Below are 18,381 nucleotides of genomic sequence, written 5' to 3' on the forward strand. Positions count from 1 at the left end.
GCGGCAGGCGGCTTGAATTCACAACCCGGTCTGCCTGAATGCGAGACAACGGATTGCCGCGTTGCAGCGGACGAAACCGACACGCTGACCACAGGCGTCGCAGGGCGGCCGATGCGTGCTCCGCTATTGGCGGTCACGCCATTCGACCGGCTCTCTCCGTTAGTACTTGATGTCCCGCTTTTGCTGGCGGCCTTCCTGCTTCGTGTCGCGCTTGTCCTGCCGGCACTGGGAGTTGCTCTTCTGGTTTGCGGCGCGGCAGTCGACCTTGGCCGTGCGCGCTTCGTGTTTGGCGGCCTGGTTTACGTTCCTGCCTTGCTGGCGTTGTTGCGACTGGGTGGTGGCCAGCGCAGCGCCCGATAGCGCCAGGAGTCCGGCCGCGGCCAGCATTGCGCCCGTTCGCCTCCAGAGTCCGTTTCTCGATTCGACCATTTTCACGCTCCTCCGTGCTTGGTTGAAACGGCGGTCAGCTCGCGTGCCAGTCCGCCTTCGCATGCTCGTAGAGAGCCAGACTCAAGAAGCCTCCTACAAGAGCATTCATGCTTGAAGTCCATGATGGCACGAATGCGCGCCGCCGGGAGAATTCCCATGCGGCCACGTTGAAACTCCTCGTATTGGGCAGACTCGTGTTCTACTCTCTCAGGTCCGGCGGAAAAGCTGGCGTTGGCGCCGCATCCACCCGCGCGATTCGAGGCTTGATCGTTGCACGATTCCGATAGCACAATAGCTCAATAGCCGTCAGGCGAGACGGTCCGTCCATACTTGGAGGAAACGCACATGCGAGCTGTCGACATCATGACGACGTCGGTCATCACCGCCGATCCAGAAATGACGGTGCGCATCGCGGCGGGAACGATGGTTTTCGCCGGCATCAGCGGAATGCCGGTGATCGATCCGGACGGCAAACTCGTCGGCATGGTCACGGAAGGCGACCTGATGCGCCGCGAAGAAATCGGAACGGGCAAACGTCAATCCTGGTGGCTGGAATCGCTGGCATCTACCACTGATCTTGCGAACATGTATGTCAAGGAGAATGCGACCAAGGTCAAGGATGTGATGAGCACCGACGTCCTCACCATTACCGAAGCGTGCACTGTCGCCGAGATCGCCGAGTTGCTGGACGCGCGGCGGATCAAGCGCGTGCCTGTCGTCCGGGACGGCAAGTTGGTGGGTGTCGTGAGCCGCGCAAACCTGATCCGCGCGCTCGTGACGGTGGTGCCGAAGCAGCCGGCCGTGACCGACGGCGACGACGCCGGTCTGCGAGACGCAATTCTTCTTGCGATGACGGGTCACCGCTGGGCGCTCCCGCGCGAGAACGTGATCGTCAAGGACGCAACCGCGCATCTCTTTGCAGCAGCCAGAAGCGACGAAGAACAAAGAGCGATTCGCGTTGCAGCCGAGACCGTGCCGGGCCTCAAGGAAGTCGTGATGCACACCGAGCCTCCGACGGGGCTCGCGGCGAACTAGGGCGCTCATCGCAGCGCTCGATCGTCCGGCCGGTCTCCACGAACTCCAGATACGGCAAGCGCATTTCGGCTTGTCCGGCGACGCCACCGCACCGCCGTTCAAGCGGCTTCGAGAACTACGACGCTGCGCGCTTCGACGCGGCACTGCCCGGATTCCAGCGTAGCGTGCAGCGCAATGGGGACGATGTCGTATGGGCTGGTCAGCGCGGTGTCGACAACGCGATGCCAGGATCGCCCGTCGAGCGCGGGCAACTCGACTTGGCGCGCATCGTCGTGCATGTTGAGAATGATGTGCAGCGGAGGTTCCTCGGGCGCTTCGCCACCCACGCTGAAGACCAGCAGGCGAGCGCCAGGATTACCCCAATATGGCTCGTTCAGGCGTTCGCCGTGCCAGACTACATCGGGCTGCATCTGGCCGGACGAGGGGCGGCCCGTGAGAAATCGTCGACGGCGCAGGCTGGCGTGGCGCTTTCGTAGCGCGATCAGTTCACTCAGGAAACGTAGGGCGCCCGATTCGGCTTCGGGTGAGCGCCAGTCGAACCACGAAAGGGCGTTGTCCTGGCAATAACAGTTGTTGTTGCCGCTCTGACTGCGCAGCACCTCGTCGCCTGCAAGGATCATGGGCACGCCCTGGCTCAGAAAGAGGATCACCAACAGGTTTCGGACCTGCCGGCCGCGCAGGCTCAGGATTCCGGCGTCGTCGGTCTCGCCTTCCGCACCGCAGTTCCATGACAGATTATCGTTGCTGCCGTCACCGTTCTCTTCGCCATTGGCCTCGTTGTGCTTCGCGTTGTAGCTCACGAGATCGTTCAGCGTGAAGCCGTCGTGGCAAGTGACGAAATTGATGCTGTTGACCGGCAGTCTTCCATCGTCCTCATAGAGGTCCGCGCTCCCTGCGATGCAGGTGGCGACCTCGCCGACGATGCCGGGGTCGCCGCGCACGAAACGGCGGATCACATCCCGATAGCGCCCGTTCCATTCCGACCACGCCATGCCGGGGAAGGCGCCGACGTGATAGAGGCCGCCTGCATCCCATGCTTCGGCGATCAGCGGCACGCGAGAAAGTATGCGAGAGGATTCGATTGCCCAGGGCAGCGGTGGATCGTTCATGAGATCGCCATGCTGATCGCGCGCAAAGACGCTCGCCAGATCGAACCGGAAGCCGTCGACGCCCAGTTCTTCCACCCAGTATTCGAGGCATCGGACAATGTACGCCGTCACGAGAGGATGATTGCAATTGACGGTGTTTCCGCAGCCGGTGTAGTCGCGGTAGTGGCGGCGGGCGTTGTCCAGATGATAGAAGATGTCGTTCGCCAGGCCCTTGAAATTGATCACAGGCCCCGATGCGCCGCCTTCCGATGTGTGGTTGAAGACCACGTCGATCAGCACGCCGATGCCCGCCATGTGCAAGGCGTCGGTGAGCGCGCGGAATTCCTGCGGCGCGCGCGCGGGATCGACGCAATAGCGGGGATGCGGACTGTAGTAGCTGTGCGTGCTGTAGCCCCAGTAGTTGGTCAGCCCGCGGGCCGCCACTCGTGGAGGCACATCCTGCTCGTCGAAGGCCATCACGGGAAGAAGCTCGACGTGGGTAACGCCGAGCTGTTTCAGATAGGGAATCTTCTCGATCAGACCGGCAAAGGTTCCGGGATGCCTCACACCGCTCGACCGATCCCGGGTGAACCCGCCGACGTGCAGTTCATAGATGACGGCGTCGTCCAGCCCGCGGGAAACCCGCGCGCCGCTCGCGGGTACGGGCTCCGTCACGATCGCGCGGTGCGAAGCGTGCCCGGCTTCGAATGGTGCGGCGGGAGCGGGTCGCTTCCACAGGACGTCGCTCACGGCACGGGCATATGGATCGAGCAACTCGTTGCGTGGATAGAATGCGCGGCCTGTGCGTTCGATGTCCTCGGGTCCGTCCAGACGCCATGTATAGCAGGTGCCCAACGGCAGGCCGACGACCAGGACATGCCAGTAGAAGAACGTCCGGTTGCGTTCGGGCAGGAGCGGTATGACCTGAAACGGCTCAGGGCTGTCGGGGGCGGCATACAGGAGAAGTTCGACCTGCGTGGCACGGCGGCCGAAGACGCAAAAGTTGACGCCTTCAGGCACCACCGTCGCGCCCGGCGGAAATCGCGACCCGTGGCCGACCGGATATCGCGGGGCCGGCCCGGTGTCAGAGTCGGTCAAGGGCAATGCTCACAGGGCGGATCTTCCAGATCTGGTCGCAGTACTCGCCGATGGCGCGGTCGGACGAAAACTTGCCCGAGCAGGCGGTATTGAGGATGGACATGCGAGTCCAGCGCCGCGAGTCCTGCCAGGCGGCGCTCACGCGCTCCTGGCACGCCACGTAGTCGGCGTAGTCGGCCAGCACCAGGAACGGATCGGACTGGAGCAGGTTTTCGACCAACGGGCGGAACACGTCGCGGTCGCCGCGTGAGAAATGCCCGTCTGTGATCAGTGCAAGAACGTCACGCAACTGCGGGTTTGAGTTCGCGTAGTCCGCCGGGCGGTAGCCCTCGCGCCTTACTCGCTCGACCTGATCTGCGGTCAGGCCGAACAGGAAGAAATTATCCTCGCCGACTTCCTCGCGAATCTCGACGTTGGCTCCATCCAGTGTTCCGATGGTCAGCGCGCCGTTCATCATGAACTTCATGTTGCCGGTGCCCGAAGCCTCCTTGCCGGCCGTCGATATTTGCTCCGAGAGGTCCGCCGCCGGGTAGACGAGATGAGCGTTCTTGACATTGAAGTCGGGAAGGAACACGACCTTCAGTCGGTCGTTCACCGCGGGGTCGTTGTTCACCACTTCGGCCACGCCATTGATCAGGCGGATGATCAGCTTGGCCATCGCATAGCCCGGTGCCGCCTTGCCGCCGAACACGAAGCAGCGCGGCGCGACCGCCAGTTGTGGATTGCTCCGCAGGCGCTGGTAGAGGCTGATGATGAAGAGGGCGTTCAGATGCTGGCGCTTGTACTCGTGAATGCGCTTGACCTGAACGTCGAACAAAGCGCCGGGGTCGGCGACGATGCCTGTCACGCTCCGGATCCGCCCCGCCAGCGCTTCCTTCTTCAATAATTTGACGCGACGCCACCGCTCCTGGAAAGCGTCGTCGTTGGCGTGTGCCACGAGTCCCTGAAGCCGTTTGAGGTCGGTGATCCAGCCTTCTCCGACTGTCTCGTCGAGCAACCGCGCGAGCTCGGGGTTGCAGAGCAACATGAAGCGGCGCGGCGTGACGCCGTTCGTGACGTTGTGGAACCGCTCGGGCCACAGTTCGGCAAAATCCCGCAACACGGTCTGCCTGAGCAGGGTGGAATGCAGGGCGGCTACGCCATTGACGGCATGGCAGCCGACGGTCGCGAGGTGCGCCATGCGCAGCAGCTTGTCGCCGCGCTCGTCGATCAGCGACATCCGCGCCACACGCGCCTCGTCATTGGCGTAGCGCTGACGGAGATCGTCGAGAAACCGGCGGTTGATCTCATAGATGATTTCGAGCGGGCGTGGCAGCAGGCTCCGGAAGAGCGGCAAACCCCAGGTCTCGAGCGCTTCAGGCAGGAGCGTGTGGTTCGTATAGGCCAGTGCGCGCCCGGTGATGTCCCAAGCCTCGTCCCACGGCATTTGCCTCTCGTCGATCAGGAGCCGCATCAACTCGGCGACCGCGATCGCCGGATGGGTATCGTTCAGCTGCGCCGCGAACATGTCCGCGAACCGTTGCGTCGGTTCGCCCTTGAGGTCGAGCAGGCGCAGCATGTCCTGCAGCGAGCATGAAACGAAGAAGTATTGCTGGGCGAGGCGCAGGCGCTTGCCCGCTTCGGGCTCGTCGTTGGGATAAAGCACCTTCGATAGCGTTTCGGAGATCACCTTTTCCTGGACGGCCTGGTAGTAGTCACCGGCGTTGAAGTCCTGCAGGTCGAACGACTCTACCGCCTCGCTCTTCCATAGCCTCAGCGTGTTGCAGGTGTTGACGCGAAAGCCGAGCATCGGGATGTCGCAGGCAACGCCCTTGACCTGGTTCGCCGGTATCCAGCGCACGCGAAGGCGGCCGTCTGCATCGGTCTCGTTCTGGATGCGTCCGCCGAAGGGCACATAGAACGTGACGTCCGGACGCACGATCTCCCAGGGATTGCCCTTCTGCAGCCACTTGTCGGTGATTTCCACCTGCCAGCCGTCGCGGATCTCCTGATCGAAGATGCCGAACTCATAGCGGATGCCATAGCCGATCGCAGGCGTTTCGAGCGTGGCGAGCGAATCCAGGTAACAGGCCGCGAGCCGGCCGAGCCCGCCGTTGCCGAGACCTGGCTCTTCTTCCAGCGCGAGCAGCGTGTCGAGGTCCTGGCCGAGCGCCTGCATGGCTTCGCGCGCATTGGCCTCGATGCCCAGGTTGACGATGTTGTTGCCGAGTTGCGGCCCGATCAGAAACTCGGCGGAGAGATAGCAGGCGACCCTGACCTCGCGCGCGGCATAGGTCTGCACCGTCGCCACCCAACGGGCCAGCATGCGGTCGCGCACGCTGTAGGCGAGTGCCATGTACCAGTCGTGCGGGGTGGCGATTGCCGGATAGCGGGCCTGCAGGCAGATGAGGTTGTCGATGACGTCGCGCTGCAGCGCGTCGGCATCCAGCCCGCTTCGTGCGGGTTCGGCGCTGCTGGATGTGGTGGCGCTCGGGCCGTCGGCCATGGTCTTTTCCCTCGGGCGGACTCAGTCCGGCCACACCCAGTCGGTGATCTCGGCGCGGTCGATGCCATGCGTGTGCGCATAGTTCAGGTTGCTGATGATGGCGTTCATCATGTCTTCCCTGAGATGCGCCGTTCTGCCCTGCAATCGCGGCACGCGGTCGAGCACATCGATCACGAGATTGAAGCGGTCGACCTGATTGAGAATCGCGAGTTCGAGCGGTGTGTTGATGTTGCCCTTCTCCTTGTAGCCGCGCACGTGCAGATGCTCGTGGTTGCGGAAGCGATAGGCGAGCTTGTGGATCAGCCACGGATAGCCGTGGAAGTTGAAGATCACCGGCTTGTCCACCGTGAAGAGACTGTCGAACTCGCGCTCGGTCGAGCCGTGCGGGTGCTCGCTCGCGGGCTGCATCCTGAAGAGGTCCACCACGTTCACGAAGCGCAGCTTCAGTTCGGGCAGCCGCTCGCGCAAGATTGCCGTCGCTGCCAGCGCTTCCTGAGTGGCGACATCGCCGCACGATGCCATGACGACGTCCGGCTCCTCGCCCTCGTCGTTGCTCGCGCGTCGCCACACGCCCAGACCCTTCGCGCAGTGCACGATCGCTTCGTCCATGGTGGTGAACTGAAGGTGCTTCTGCTTGTCCGCGACAATCACGTTGATGCAGTCGGTCGAACGCAGACATTCGTCAGCGACGACGAGCAGCGTATTCGCATCCGGCGGAAGGTAGACGCGCGTGACAGAGGGGCTCTTGTTGCTGACGAGGTCGATGAAGCCGGGATCCTGATGCGAGAAGCCGTTGTGATCCTGCCGCCAGACGGTCGAGGACAACAGGATGTTCTGCGACGACACCGACGCACGCCACGGCACATGGTTCTTGCAGATGTCCAGCCATTTCGCATGCTGGTTGAACATCGAATCCACGACATGCGCGAATGCCTCGTAGGTGTGGAAGAAGCCATGCCGCCCTGAAAGCAGGTAGCCCTCGAGCCATCCCACGAGCGTGTGCTCCGAGAGCATTTCCATCACCCGGCCGTCGCGCGACAGTTCTCCGCCGTCTTCGTCTTCGGGCAGCAGATCGCCCATCCAGACCTTCTTGCTGACTTCGTAAATCGACTGGAGTCGATTGGAAGCCGTTTCGTCCGGGCCGAACACGCGGAAGGTGCTCATGTTGTCGCGCATGGCGTCGCGCAGGAATTCGCCGAGTGGCCGCGTATTCTCGTAAAGCACCTTGCCCGCGCGAGAGACATCGACTGCATAGTCGCGGAAATCCGGCAGCTTCATCGCCCGGCGCAATACGCCGCCATTGGCATGCGGGTTCGCGCTCATGCGTCGCGGCCCTGCCGGTGCGAGGGCGCGCAGTTCCGGCATCAGCCGTCCATCGGCATCGAATAGCTCTTCGGCCTTGTAGCTGCGCAACCAGCTTTCCAGAAGCTCGAGATTGGCCGGAGTGTTCCGGACATCGGAGAACGGCACCTGATGTGAACGCCACGAGCCCTCGGCCTTGTGGCCCTTGACCTCCTTCGGCCCGGACCAGCCCTTGGGCGTTCTGAGCACGATCATCGGCCATCGCGGCCGCTCGGGCTCGTCGCCCGCGCGCGCTTTCTCATGAATGGCGCGGATTTCCGCAATGACGGCGTCGAGCGTGGTGGCCATCTTTTCATGCATCTCTGCATGATCCGATCCTTCGACGAAATATGGCTTGTATCCATAGCCCACGAACAGCGCCTCGAGTTCCTGGTGGCTGATGCGCGCGAGGATGGTCGGGTTCGCGATCTTGTAGCCGTTCAGGTTGAGAATCGGCAGCACGGTGCCGTCGCGCACGGGATTGAGAAACTTGTTCGAATGCCACGCCGTGGCGAGCGGCCCGGTTTCCGCTTCGCCGTCGCCGACCACACAGGCGACGATGAGGTCCGGATTGTCGAGCGCGGCACCATACGCATGAGACAGGCTGTAGCCCAGTTCGCCGCCTTCGTGGATCGAGCCGGGCGTCTCCGGCGTGACATGCGAACCGATGTGGCCGGGAAACGAGAACTGCTTGAAAAATTTCTGCATGCCCTCTGCGTCTTCGCTCTTGTCCGGATACACCTCCGAGTAGGTGCCTTCCAGATAGGCGGGACCGAGCACGCCGGGCGCCCCATGACCGGGGCCGGCCATGAAGATCACGTCGAGGTCGTCGCGCTTGATGACCCGGTTCAGATGCGCCCATGTGAACGACAGCGCCGGACTCGCGCCCCAGTGACCGAGCAGACGCTGCTTGACGTGATCGACCTTGAGCGGCTCCTTCAGCAAGGGGTTGTCGATCAGATAGATCATGCCGACCGAGAGGTAGTTGCACGCACGCCACCACGCATCGATCAGTCGAAGCTCGTCGGAGCTGAGGGTAGTCTGCTGTGAAGCGCCCGAAGTGGGAAGCTGGCCCATATCGACATCTCCTGTCCATGGCGCTTCACCCACGAGGGTTTGCGATGGGTGACCCGCACCGGCGCTTGTTTGAGTTTGCGGGCCGCGTCGCGCCTGTCGGCGGTCTCACTACATCGAATCGGGAAGGCAAAGAGGATGGGTCGCTATCAACGCAGAATACGTTATTGCATGTGGATTTCAAGCCGCTCGATCCCGGGGTTTGCCCGAAAGCACGCCTGCATAACGCGAAGCGGAATCTTCAGAGGTACTCGTCCGGTCAACCGCATTGCGCTGGTTTAGATGTGTGAAGAGATGAGCGACGTTGACTCAAGAGAATATCGATACACGTCGATGAATAATTTCAGATGCTGATACGACACCGCTGTCACGCGAAACGTGTTTGTTTCAGTTTCACGAGTGTAGTGTGCGAATTGCTGGGGAATCTAAGCGATGCATTCCCTCTTGCCGCTCATCTGCTATTGAGCGTCGACACGGTCCGTGCGCAGGACCAAGCCGGCGCGGGTCAAGTAGACGACCCGCAACGCAACAAAAAGCGCTTCGGGCGGTTGCCCGCCCGAAGCGCCAAACCATCGTCATCGCAAGCGCGGTCTACACCGCCTGCAGCCCCACGCCACGCAGGAACGTAAGCGACGGCGCGAAGAAGTACTCGCCGCCCTTCATCGTGACGAACGGATCGAAGCCGATCTTCTGCGGCTGTGTCCCCGGCGTGTGACCGTCGAGCCACGTGTGTTCGTGACTGGCTGCGTCCGCGGTCTGCCCGATGATCGGATCGATCCCCGTCGACGGCCGCATCTGCGACGCCACGATGTTCGCCACGAACGCCTTGTTGTTCGCCCATGACTTCTGCGTGAACTCGAACTGGTTCTCGATGTTCGCCATGTACGCCATGAAAAGCAGCCCGACGTCCTTTTCCGGCTCGTGCCCGGCATCGGCGAATTCGCTCAGGTCGGCGCTGTGCGGACGCAGCGCGCCGTAGGTGATGCCGCGCCGCGCCATGATCGGGCGACGCCCCGGTTCCAGATCGGTCGCACCGGTGATGCGCTCGATGTCCCCGCGCGGATTCACCTTGCGGATATGCGCGTGAAACGGGCACTTCGCGGCATCCGGATCGCCGGAATAGTCGAAGTTGTTCGGCGGCGCGAGACCGGCTTCGTGATCCGAGAGAACGAGCGGCGTGCCATCCTCGAAGCGCCCGACGACCATTGCGCCCGCGCGGTCGAGCTGCACTTTTTGCGCGTCAGTGAGATCGCCTTCTTCCGCGGTGATGCCGAAGAGCTTCCGCCCGAGCGCTTCCTCGGCCGCGTTGAAGCCGCGCACGTTCTGCTCCAGCTTGCGGAACACGAAATAGCTGCCCGCCGACATCGGCCCGCTGCCGTTCGGATCGGTGACCAGGAACTGTGACGGCTTGAAGCGGAAGTCCCAGCCGCCCGTCGAGAGCGCTTCCTCGTCGATGTCTTCCTGCAGGAAGAGGGGCTGGCTGCGACCGTCGACATAGCCGAAATGCTCGACGCCTTCCGCGACGCCCGGACGGAAATTGCGCGTCTGCTGCAGGCCGCGCTCGATCGCGAGGACGGTCACGCCCGTCAGCGTGAGCCATGCCTTGACTGCGTCGGCGTCGGCCTCGACGGCTTGCGGGTCGGCGTCGGCGATCAGGAACATTGCGTCGGCCTTCGTGTCTGCCCAGCCTTGCGGATCCCATTTGCAGCGATCCGGGTCGCCCAGGTCCGTGCCGCGATCGGCCATGCCTGCGCGAAACGCCTCGCCCGGCGGAATCTCGACGTTCGGCCCGAGCGCCTGATAGCCGCTTGCACTGAGAAAGAGGGTTCGCAACGTGCCGCCGTCGAGAAAGGGCGGCAGGCGCTTGTTGGCACGCAGTTGCTCGTAGGCGCTCGTGCAGGCCTGTCCCAGCGCACGGACGATGCCCGCGGTCTGGTCCGGGTCGAGGCCCTGGAAGTTCATGAACACATGCGCGCTGTGATGGCGCCCGTGGCCCTTGAGGATGTTCGCCTGCAGGTCGTCGAGAAAGGCGCGCGTATCGGCATCGACGGCGGCTTGCGTCCAGCGCACGGGGGTATCGAGGAGGGTATCGAGTGAAGGCATGTTTTGCGGCTCCGGATGAAACGGGTTGGGACAGGCCCGGCCGGTCCGGCTGAGCGTCGGGGCAGCACCTGTCTCGGGCGCGTCGCTCGCGGTCCGCGTGAGCGGAACGCGAGCGGATCAAAAGGGGATCAAATGTGGTTCAAGCCCGGCAGCCGACGCGAAAGGTTGCCGAAAGCCAAGCCCAAGCGTAGTGCGCTTCCCGTTCGCAGCGTTATGACGATCTGACGAATCGATAGGACGATCTTGCGGAGGAGGGTCGCGCGGGGGAGGTCGGAGGGGAGGTGAGAATGTCAGCGGCGGCGCATCGGGCCGCCGCTGTCAACAGAAGGAAACGCCGCGCTTTAACGACGGCGGATGGCCGCGTCCCAGTTGATGTCGACGCACAGCACCTGCAGGCCATGCGGCGTCTGCGCCGCGATCGACGCGGTAACGCAGAGGTGCGCCTCGTTGATCGACAGATACGGCGCCGTCAGATGCACGCGGCCGGGCGCGCGCAGCGCCTCGATGAAATACGGGCGGCGCTCCCAGCTTGCGCCCTCGGAATGCAGGAGCGGACTGAAGCGCTTCGCCCGCTGCGACGTGCGCACGACCGGCACGACGTTGTCGCCGATCTGGCGGCCTGCGTGATCCAGCAGAAAGCAGCGCGCGGTGTCGAGCAATTGCAGCAGGTCGCGTGTGGCCGACGCGAGCGACTCGCCGTCGACGAGCCGCGCCGCCGCGTTCTCCAGCCCGCTGACATACGGTTCAAGCCGCGCCGCCTGCGCCCGCTCGCGCGCCGCGGCGCGCGAGCGCGACGCCGCCGAGAGCGTATCCATCAGATGGGCGGCGGCCTGCGGCTTGACGGCATCGACGTTCGGTCCGGCGAAATACGCGCCCTGCACGAAGTCGACGTTCGATTCCAGCGCGATCAGCGCGTCGCGTTCGGTGGCGAGGCCGCCCATGAGCACCAGTTGCCCCGATTCGTGCAGCAGCGACACGAGTCCCGGCAGCACGCGTTCGATGTGCTTGTGCTCGCTCGCCTGCTGAAGGATGCAGCGGTCGAGCGACACGATATCCGGCCGCAACTGCCACACGCGGTCGATGTTCGAGTGCTTGACGCCGAAGCCGTCGAGCGAGATCAGGAAACCCGACTTGCGCAGCGAATCGATGATCTCCGTGAAGCGCGTCGTCTCGCCGCCCGCCTGCTCGGGCACTTCGAGCACCACGCGCTGCGGCGGCAGGCCGAGTTCCTTCAGCGCGGCGAGCAGCGCGTCGCCGTAGCTCATGTCCATCAGAGCGGCGGGGTGCAGGCTCAGAAAGAGCCATTCGTCGTGGCTGTCGAACGCGAAGAAGTTGCCGAGATGCAGCGACTCGGCGAGCCGCCCGAGTTCCAGCAGGTCGCCGCGCCGGGCGGCCTGCGTGAACACTTCGTGCGACGGCACGTGGCGCTCGGAATCGTCGCGGGCACGCAACGACGCGTGATAGCCGATCGCGCGCCGGTGCGACACCGAAAACACCGGCTGGAACACGCTGAACACGGTGTATTCGCCGTACAGGACGGTGCGCCGCGAACCGTCGTCGCCGGCAACGGGGCGCGGCGGCTGGAAGCGGGGAGGGTCGAGATCAACCATGCTCATGGTGTCGGGGCGGTCGGGTGCGCTGGCGAATTGACGTATCCAGCAAGTTTACAGGATAGCCGCCTGTCCGTCCGAGCAAGAACCATGCGCGTTTGGCGTTTATTTGCGATATGAGAGCCGATTTGTGTGTTCAATGGGCTCTTCGGGTGGCGGACGCCCGCCGCGCCGTCGCTCGCCGTGCGCGGCCGTGGCGCGAGGCGGTGCCGCGCGCACTGTTCGTGTGCGTCGCGCACGACCGGACGGCGGAATTCGCAGGAAAGTCTAGTTCGATTCGGACGGATCGGGTTTGCGCTTCGACGCCGCGCGGATCTCCGGCGCAAGCTGCCCGAAGATCCACGCGGTCGCCGCCGTGATGACGCCGACGCAAAGGAAGGTCGCATGGAAGGCGGGCAGCGAATTGCTCTCGGTGACGCGCGGCAGGATGCCGGTGAACGTCGCGAGGATCGCGCCGGCGACGGTCACGCCGAGGCTCATCGACAGCATCTGCACGAGCGAGAACAGGCTGTTGCCGCTCGACGCGCCGCCCGTGCCGAGGTCTTTCAGCGTGAGCGTGTTCATCGCGGTGAACTGCATCGAATTGACGCCGCCGAAGATCGCCAGTTGCACGAGCCGTAGCCAGAGCGGCTGATCGACGCCCACGAGTGAAAAGCTCGCCATCATCAGCCCGACGAGCACCGTGTTCACGACGAGCACGCGCCGGTAGCCGTGACGCTCGATGAGGCGCGTGACGAGCCGCTTGCACAGCATGCCGGCGGCGGCCACGGGCAGCATCATCATGCCGGCCTGGAACGCGGTATAGCCGAGGCTCACCTGCAGGAGCAGCGGAATCAGATACGGCATCGCCCCGCTGCCGATGCGCGCGAACAGGTTGCCGAGCAGGCCGACGCTGAACGTGTGGATCTTGAACAGATCGAGCGAGAAGATCGGCTGGGCGGCGCGCGTCGCGTGCAGCCCGTAGGCGACGAAGCAGCCGAAGCTCAGGATCAGCAAGACGAGCACGATGGCGTGCGCGAGGCCGAGGTCGGCGAGGCCGTCGAGGGAGATCGTCAGCGCGACCATGCCGACGGCGAGCAGCAGATAGCCCGCGAGATCGAAGGGCGGCGTGGCCGGGTTGCGGCTGTCGGGCATGTAGAGATGCGTCGCAATGCAGCCGACGATGCCCACCGGCACATTGATGAGAAAGATCCAGTGCCAGGAGGCGATCTGCACGAGCCAGCCGCCAAGCGTCGGCCCGATCAGCGGGCCGATCAGCCCCGGAATCGCGACGAACGCGAGCGCGGAAAGATAACGCTCGGCCGGAAAGACGCGCAGCACCGCGAGCCGTCCGACGGGCAAGAGCATCGCGCCGCCCACGCCCTGCACGACGCGGTAGATGACCAGTTGCGTGAGCGACTGCGCGTTCGCGCAGAGCAGCGACCCGATCGCGAACACGAGGATCGCGCTGAAGAACACGCGCCGCGTGCCGAGCTTGTCGGCGAGCCAGCCGGAGACCGGAATCATCATCGCCATCGTGAGCGAGTATGCGATCACGACGCCTTGCATGCGCAGCGGCGCTTCGCCGAGGCTTTTTGCCATCGCAGGCAGCGCGGTGTTGACGATCGTCGAGTCCAGCGTCTGCATGAAGAAGCCCGTCGCGACGAGCCACAGCATGATCGTGAGCGAACGGTCGGAGGGCGCGGCGGTGGCGGTCGGCGGGAGGGTATCGGGCATTAGGACGGGCGCGGCGAGGGCCTTTCGGGGGCGAAGGCCCATGATTTTACGGTTGATCCGCGCTTCGTGCCGCTCGTAGACTGACGGTTCCGGCAACCCGTCAGAGGCGTTTCGATGACTCCGCTCGAACAGGTTTGGCACGTGGCGCGGTGCGATCCGGCCGCGCTGTCGCGCGTCGCGGTGACAGGCGGCGATCCGCAATTACCTTCGGTGTATCGCGTGGCGGGGCTCGCGACGGCCGTGATCGCCGCAGAGGCGCTCGCCGCCGCCGAGTGCTTTCGCGTGCGCACGGGCCGCGAGCAGCAGGTGGAAGTCGATGCGCGGCGAGCGTGCGTCGCCTTTCGCAGCGAGCGCTATCTGCGCATCGACAACGGCCCCGCCCCCGAAATGCGCGATCCGCTGACGGGTTTCTTCGAGACGCGCGACGGCCGCTGGATCCAGCTTCACGCGAACTTCGCGCACCATCGCGCGGGGATCGTGAAGCTGCTCGGATGCGCCGACGATCCCGATTCGGTCGCGGCCGCGATCCGCAACCGCGACGGCGCCGCGCTCGATCAGGCGCTGGGTGAAGCGGGACTGTGCGCCGCGCTGATCCGCTCGCCCGAGGAATGGGCCGCGCTGCCGCAGGCGCAGGCGGTGGCGAAACTGCCGCTCATGGAAATCGAGCGCATCGGCGACGCGCCCGCCATGCCGATCGGCGATCCGGCGGGCGCTGCGCCGCTGTCGGGCGTGCGCGCGCTCGACCTGTCGAGGATCATCGCGGGGCCGGTCGGAGGGCGCACGCTCGCGCAACACTGCGCCGACGTGCTGCTGATCAACGGCCCGCATCTGCCGAACATCGCGCCGCTCGTGATCGACAATGGACGCGGCAAGCGCTCGGCGACGCTCGATCTGCGCGAGCCGAGAGGCCGCGATTCGCTGCGCACGCTTCTCGGGCAATCCGATGTCTTTCTGCAGTCGTACCGGCCGCAGGCGCTCGCGTCGCGCGGATTCGGACCCGAGGATGCGGCGCGGATCAAACCCGGCATCGTCTACGTGACAGTCTCGGCGTACGGACACGAAGGCCCGTGGTCAGCCCGTCGCGGCTTCGACAGCCTCGTGCAGTCGGCGAGCGGCATCGCGTGGACCGAAGCGCGCGCGGCCGGCCAGGAGAAGCCGCGTCATCTGCCGTGCCAGGCGCTCGATCACGCGACGGGCTATCTCGCGGCGTTCGGGGCGATGGTCGCGCTGCTGCGCCGTGCGACGGAAGGCGGAAGCTGGCTGGTGCGCGTGTCGCTCGCGCAGACCGGCCGCTGGCTGCAGTCGATGGATACGCTCGACGGCGGCCAGCGCACTCAGGACCCGACTTTCGACGACGTCCAGGACGCGTTGATGACGATGGATTCGCCTTTCGGCAAGCTCACCTGCACGCAGCCGGCGGAACGCATGCCACTCACGCCGCCGCGCTGGACGCGGCCGCCCGTGCCGATCGGCACCGACGAAGCGCGCTGGTGAACGCCCGGCCTATTTGCGCAGTTCCGCGACGAAGTCGTAGTAGTCGTTGCGGCAGTAGGTATCGGTGAGTTCGATCGCGCGCTGGTCGGCCGTATAGCCGACGCGCGTGATGAGCAGGAGCGCGTCGTGCGGCGCGATGCCCATCTGCTGCGCGATCTCGTCGCTCGCATTGACCGCGCGAAAATGCTGCAGCGCGCGCACGATCGACAGGCCGCGCTGGTCGAGGAAGCTGTAGAGCGAATCGCCGACCGCGAGCGGATCGGGAATCAGCGAGGCGGGGAAAGTCGAGTTCTCGACGGCCATCACGATGCCGTCCGCGAGACGCAGTCTTCGCAGGCGCGCCACCGCCGCGGCGGGCGAGAGGCCGAGCTGGATCACTTCGTCGCGATTGGCGGGTTCGATCACGCGCGAAAGCCATTTCGAACTCGGCGTGAAGCCGCGCCGGCGCAGCATCTCGCTGAAGCTGGAGAGGCGCGAGAGCGGGTCTTCGTAGCGCGGCGTGATGAAGCTGCCCGCGCCCTGCGTGCGGCGGATGAGGCCCTGCTCGACGAGCAGCGCGATGGCCTTTCTCGATGTGATCCGCGACACGCCGAGCGCCTCCGACAACACGCGTTCCGAAGGCAGCGCTTCGCCTGCGTTCCAGCGGTTCTCGTGGATCGCGTTGGCGAGCTTGCGCGCGAGCTGCAGATAAAGCGGGGTGTCGCTGTCCGGGTCCGGGCGCAAGTCGCGCCAGCGGTCTTCCGATGTCGAGTTCATAAAGCGGACGCAAGGGAGGCCAAGCGGCGATTCTAAGACAAACGGGTCGTGCGGCGGGCCTTAACCGCAATGGAACCGCAATCGAACCGCAATGTCGCGGGTATTTGCCGGCGCACGCGCCGCCCGCATGCGTCTCGCGCGGCACGCCACACGCTCGTTCGTGCCATGATGCGCACATCGAATTTCGGGGCAGCGTCATGAGGGTAGCGCAATGACTTCGACGACAGCGGCAAACGCCGCCCGCTTCGTCACCGGCTCGACGATGCGTCATGTGATCGTCATGGCCGGCACGGGCGCGATCGGCCTGATGGCCGTCTTCGCCGTCGATCTCGCGAACCTGTTCTACGTCTCGATGCTCGGCGATACCTCGGTCGCGGCGGCGGTCGGCTTTGCCGGCACGATCAACTTCTTTCACGTTGCGATCTCGATCGGGATGACGATCGGCGTGAGCGCGACAGTCGCGCGCCTGCTCGGCGCGGGCCAGAGCGCCAAGGCGCGGCAGGTCGCGACGGCCAGCCTCGCGTTCATGGTGATCGTGACCGTCGTGCTGACCGCGGCGACGCTGCTGCTGCTCGAACCGATCCTCGACGTGCTCGGCGCCACCGGCGAGACGCGCGACCTCACGCGCCTGTTCCTCTACATCACCGCGCCGACTTTGCCGTTGCTTGGGATCGGCATGTGCACGTCCGCGCTGATGCGCTCAACCGGCGATGCGCGCCGCGCGATGACGGTCACGCTCACTGCCGCGATCGTCACCGCGATCCTCGATCCGATCCTGATCTTCGGCCTGCATCTCGGGCTGACCGGGGCCGCCATTTCGAACGTGATTGCGCGCATCGCGCTTGCGTGGGTCGGGCTGTATGGCGTCGGGCGGGCGAACCGGCTGATCGGCCGCTTTCAGGCGCGGCGCGCGTGGGACGACGTCAGGCCCGTGCTGAAGATCGCGCTGCCCGCCGTGCTGACCAATCTCGCGACGCCCGTCGCGAGCGCCTACGTCACGCATGCGATGGCGCGTTTCGGGCCAGCCGCGATCGCGGGGCAGGCGACCATCGACCGCATTACGCCCGTCGCCTTCGCGCTGATCTATGCGCTGACCGGCGCGGTCGGGCCGATCGTCGCGCAGAACCTGGGCGCGGGACGCGCGGACCGTATCCGCGAGACCATTCTCAACAGTCTCGGCTTCGTGCTGGCCACGGTGGCGCTCGCCTGGCTCGTGCTCGCGTTTGCACAGAACGGGCTGATCCGCGCGTTCTCGGCGCAGGGCGTGACGGCCGCGATCATCTCGACGTTCTGCTCGTGGCTCGTCGCAAGCTATGCGTTCGTCGGGTGTCTCTTCGTCGCCAACGCGACGTTCAACAATCTCGACCGCCCGCTCTTCTCGACGATCTTCAACTGGGGAAGGACGACGCTCGGCACGATCCCGTTCGTCGCGGCCGGCGTCAAACACGGGCCGATCGGCGTGCTCGTCGGGCAGGCGGTCGGCAGCGCGATCTTCGGGCTGATGGCGATGGTCGTCGCGTGGATTGTCGTGAAGCGGCTGCCGATGGTCGATTGCGCACGACTCGCGCGCCGCCACGCGGAGGAGCCAACGGCGGCTTCGGTCAGCGTGCCCGGCGCGGCAGCGGGCAATACCGTGGCGCCCGAAGTGCAGTGACCGCGCGGGCGCGCTCCGTCACATGCAGGCGTGATGCGAATGGACGGACCCGAGCACCGCGACTTCCGCGGGCGTGCGCTTGAGGTCGTCGTCCTTGACCTGCTTCGCGTCGGCGAGGAAGTCGTCGACGATCGCCGATACCTTCACGTCGTTCAGGCACAGCGAGACGCGCTGGGTTTCGTTGGCGGGCAGCGACGCGCGCTGGCCGAGGAACAGCACGCCGTACTGATAGCCCCGCACGATCCCGCGCACGGCACCGACGCACTGGCCTTGCGCCGTGTTGTCGCTTTTCTGCGCGCACTGTTGGGCGAGCGAATAGGCGGTGAAGCTCGGATCGACGGAGGCGGGCGCGTTCTGCTGCGCGTTCGCAGACGTTGCGATGCCGAGCGCGGCGGACAAGGTGCCGATGGCGAGAGCAGTAAAGACGTGTCGCTTCATTGGTTATCCTCATATCGAACGGTGTTCGAATGAGAGGCGTCGCGTTTCGATAGGTTCCGT

12 protein-coding genes are annotated in these 18,381 nt (G+C 64.9%); 3 read left to right on the forward strand and 9 right to left on the reverse strand.

From position 1 onward, the window contains the following. Positions 1-159 precede the first annotated feature (159 nt). A complete protein-coding gene (locus AWB81_RS10850; RefSeq protein ID WP_062635070.1) occupies positions 160-429 on the reverse strand; it encodes a hypothetical protein in 270 nt (89 codons plus the stop codon). 345 nt (positions 430-774) lie between these two features. Between AWB81_RS10850 and AWB81_RS10855 the strand changes: the two genes are divergently transcribed. Beyond that, positions 775-1,464 (forward strand): CBS domain-containing protein, encoded by a 690-nt coding sequence (locus AWB81_RS10855; protein WP_062635072.1) that lies wholly within the window; start codon positions 775-777, stop codon positions 1,462-1,464. 98 nt (positions 1,465-1,562) lie between these two features. Here the strand turns inward: AWB81_RS10855 and AWB81_RS10860 are convergent, their stop codons facing one another. The 6 genes from AWB81_RS10860 to mdtD all read right to left on the reverse strand — a co-directional run bounded on the left by AWB81_RS10860 (position 1,563) and on the right by mdtD (position 13,979). Then, positions 1,563-3,572 carry a glycogen debranching protein gene (locus tag AWB81_RS10860; protein ID WP_062635253.1) on the reverse strand — a complete coding sequence of 670 codons (2,010 nt, stop codon included), beginning with the start codon at positions 3,570-3,572 and terminating at the stop codon, positions 1,563-1,565. 64 nt (positions 3,573-3,636) lie between these two features. Next, positions 3,637-6,135 (reverse strand): glycogen/starch/alpha-glucan phosphorylase, encoded by a 2,499-nt coding sequence (locus AWB81_RS10865; RefSeq protein WP_062635076.1) that lies wholly within the window; start codon positions 6,133-6,135, stop codon positions 3,637-3,639. A gap of 21 nt (positions 6,136-6,156) precedes the next feature. Beyond that, on the reverse strand, positions 6,157-8,553 hold the full coding sequence (locus AWB81_RS10870; protein WP_062635077.1) for a phosphoketolase family protein: 2,397 nt from the start codon (positions 8,551-8,553) through the stop codon (positions 6,157-6,159). 588 nt (positions 8,554-9,141) lie between these two features. After that, a complete protein-coding gene (locus AWB81_RS10875) occupies positions 9,142-10,653 on the reverse strand; it encodes a Dyp-type peroxidase (RefSeq protein WP_062635079.1) in 1,512 nt (503 codons plus the stop codon). Positions 10,654-10,994: 341 nt separating this feature from the next. Then, complete coding sequence (locus AWB81_RS10880) at positions 10,995-12,269, reverse strand: EAL domain-containing protein (RefSeq protein ID WP_062635081.1); 1,275 nt, start codon at positions 12,267-12,269, stop codon at positions 10,995-10,997. Between the two features lie 261 nt (positions 12,270-12,530). Beyond that, positions 12,531-13,979 carry a multidrug transporter subunit MdtD gene (mdtD, locus tag AWB81_RS10885; RefSeq protein ID WP_062635084.1) on the reverse strand — a complete coding sequence of 483 codons (1,449 nt, stop codon included), beginning with the start codon at positions 13,977-13,979 and terminating at the stop codon, positions 12,531-12,533. A 114-nt stretch (positions 13,980-14,093) separates the two neighbouring features. On the opposite strand from mdtD, the gene AWB81_RS10890 reads away from it, so the two are divergent. Continuing rightward, positions 14,094-15,473, forward strand: a complete 1,380-nt coding sequence (locus AWB81_RS10890) for a CoA transferase (protein WP_062635085.1) — start codon at positions 14,094-14,096, stop codon at positions 15,471-15,473. Between the two features lie 9 nt (positions 15,474-15,482). On the opposite strand, the gene AWB81_RS10895 is transcribed toward AWB81_RS10890, so the two are convergent. Continuing rightward, on the reverse strand, positions 15,483-16,229 hold the full coding sequence (locus AWB81_RS10895; protein WP_062635087.1) for a GntR family transcriptional regulator: 747 nt from the start codon (positions 16,227-16,229) through the stop codon (positions 15,483-15,485). A 211-nt stretch (positions 16,230-16,440) separates the two neighbouring features. Here AWB81_RS10895 and AWB81_RS10900 point away from each other — a divergent pair, with 211 nt between their 5' ends. Further along, the gene (locus AWB81_RS10900) at positions 16,441-17,883 is read left to right on the forward strand and encodes an MATE family efflux transporter (protein ID WP_087134889.1); all 1,443 of its coding nucleotides are present in this window, start codon (positions 16,441-16,443) and stop codon (positions 17,881-17,883) included. Between the two features lie 18 nt (positions 17,884-17,901). Here the strand turns inward: AWB81_RS10900 and AWB81_RS10905 are convergent, their stop codons facing one another. Continuing rightward, positions 17,902-18,321: a Rap1a/Tai family immunity protein gene (locus AWB81_RS10905; protein ID WP_062635089.1), complete on the reverse strand. Its 420-nt coding sequence runs from the start codon at positions 18,319-18,321 to the stop codon at positions 17,902-17,904. Positions 18,322-18,381: the final 60 nt, after the last annotated feature.

The sequence above is a fragment of the Caballeronia arationis genome (genome assembly GCF_001544975.2).
Lineage (GTDB): Bacteria > Pseudomonadota > Gammaproteobacteria > Burkholderiales > Burkholderiaceae > Caballeronia > Caballeronia arationis.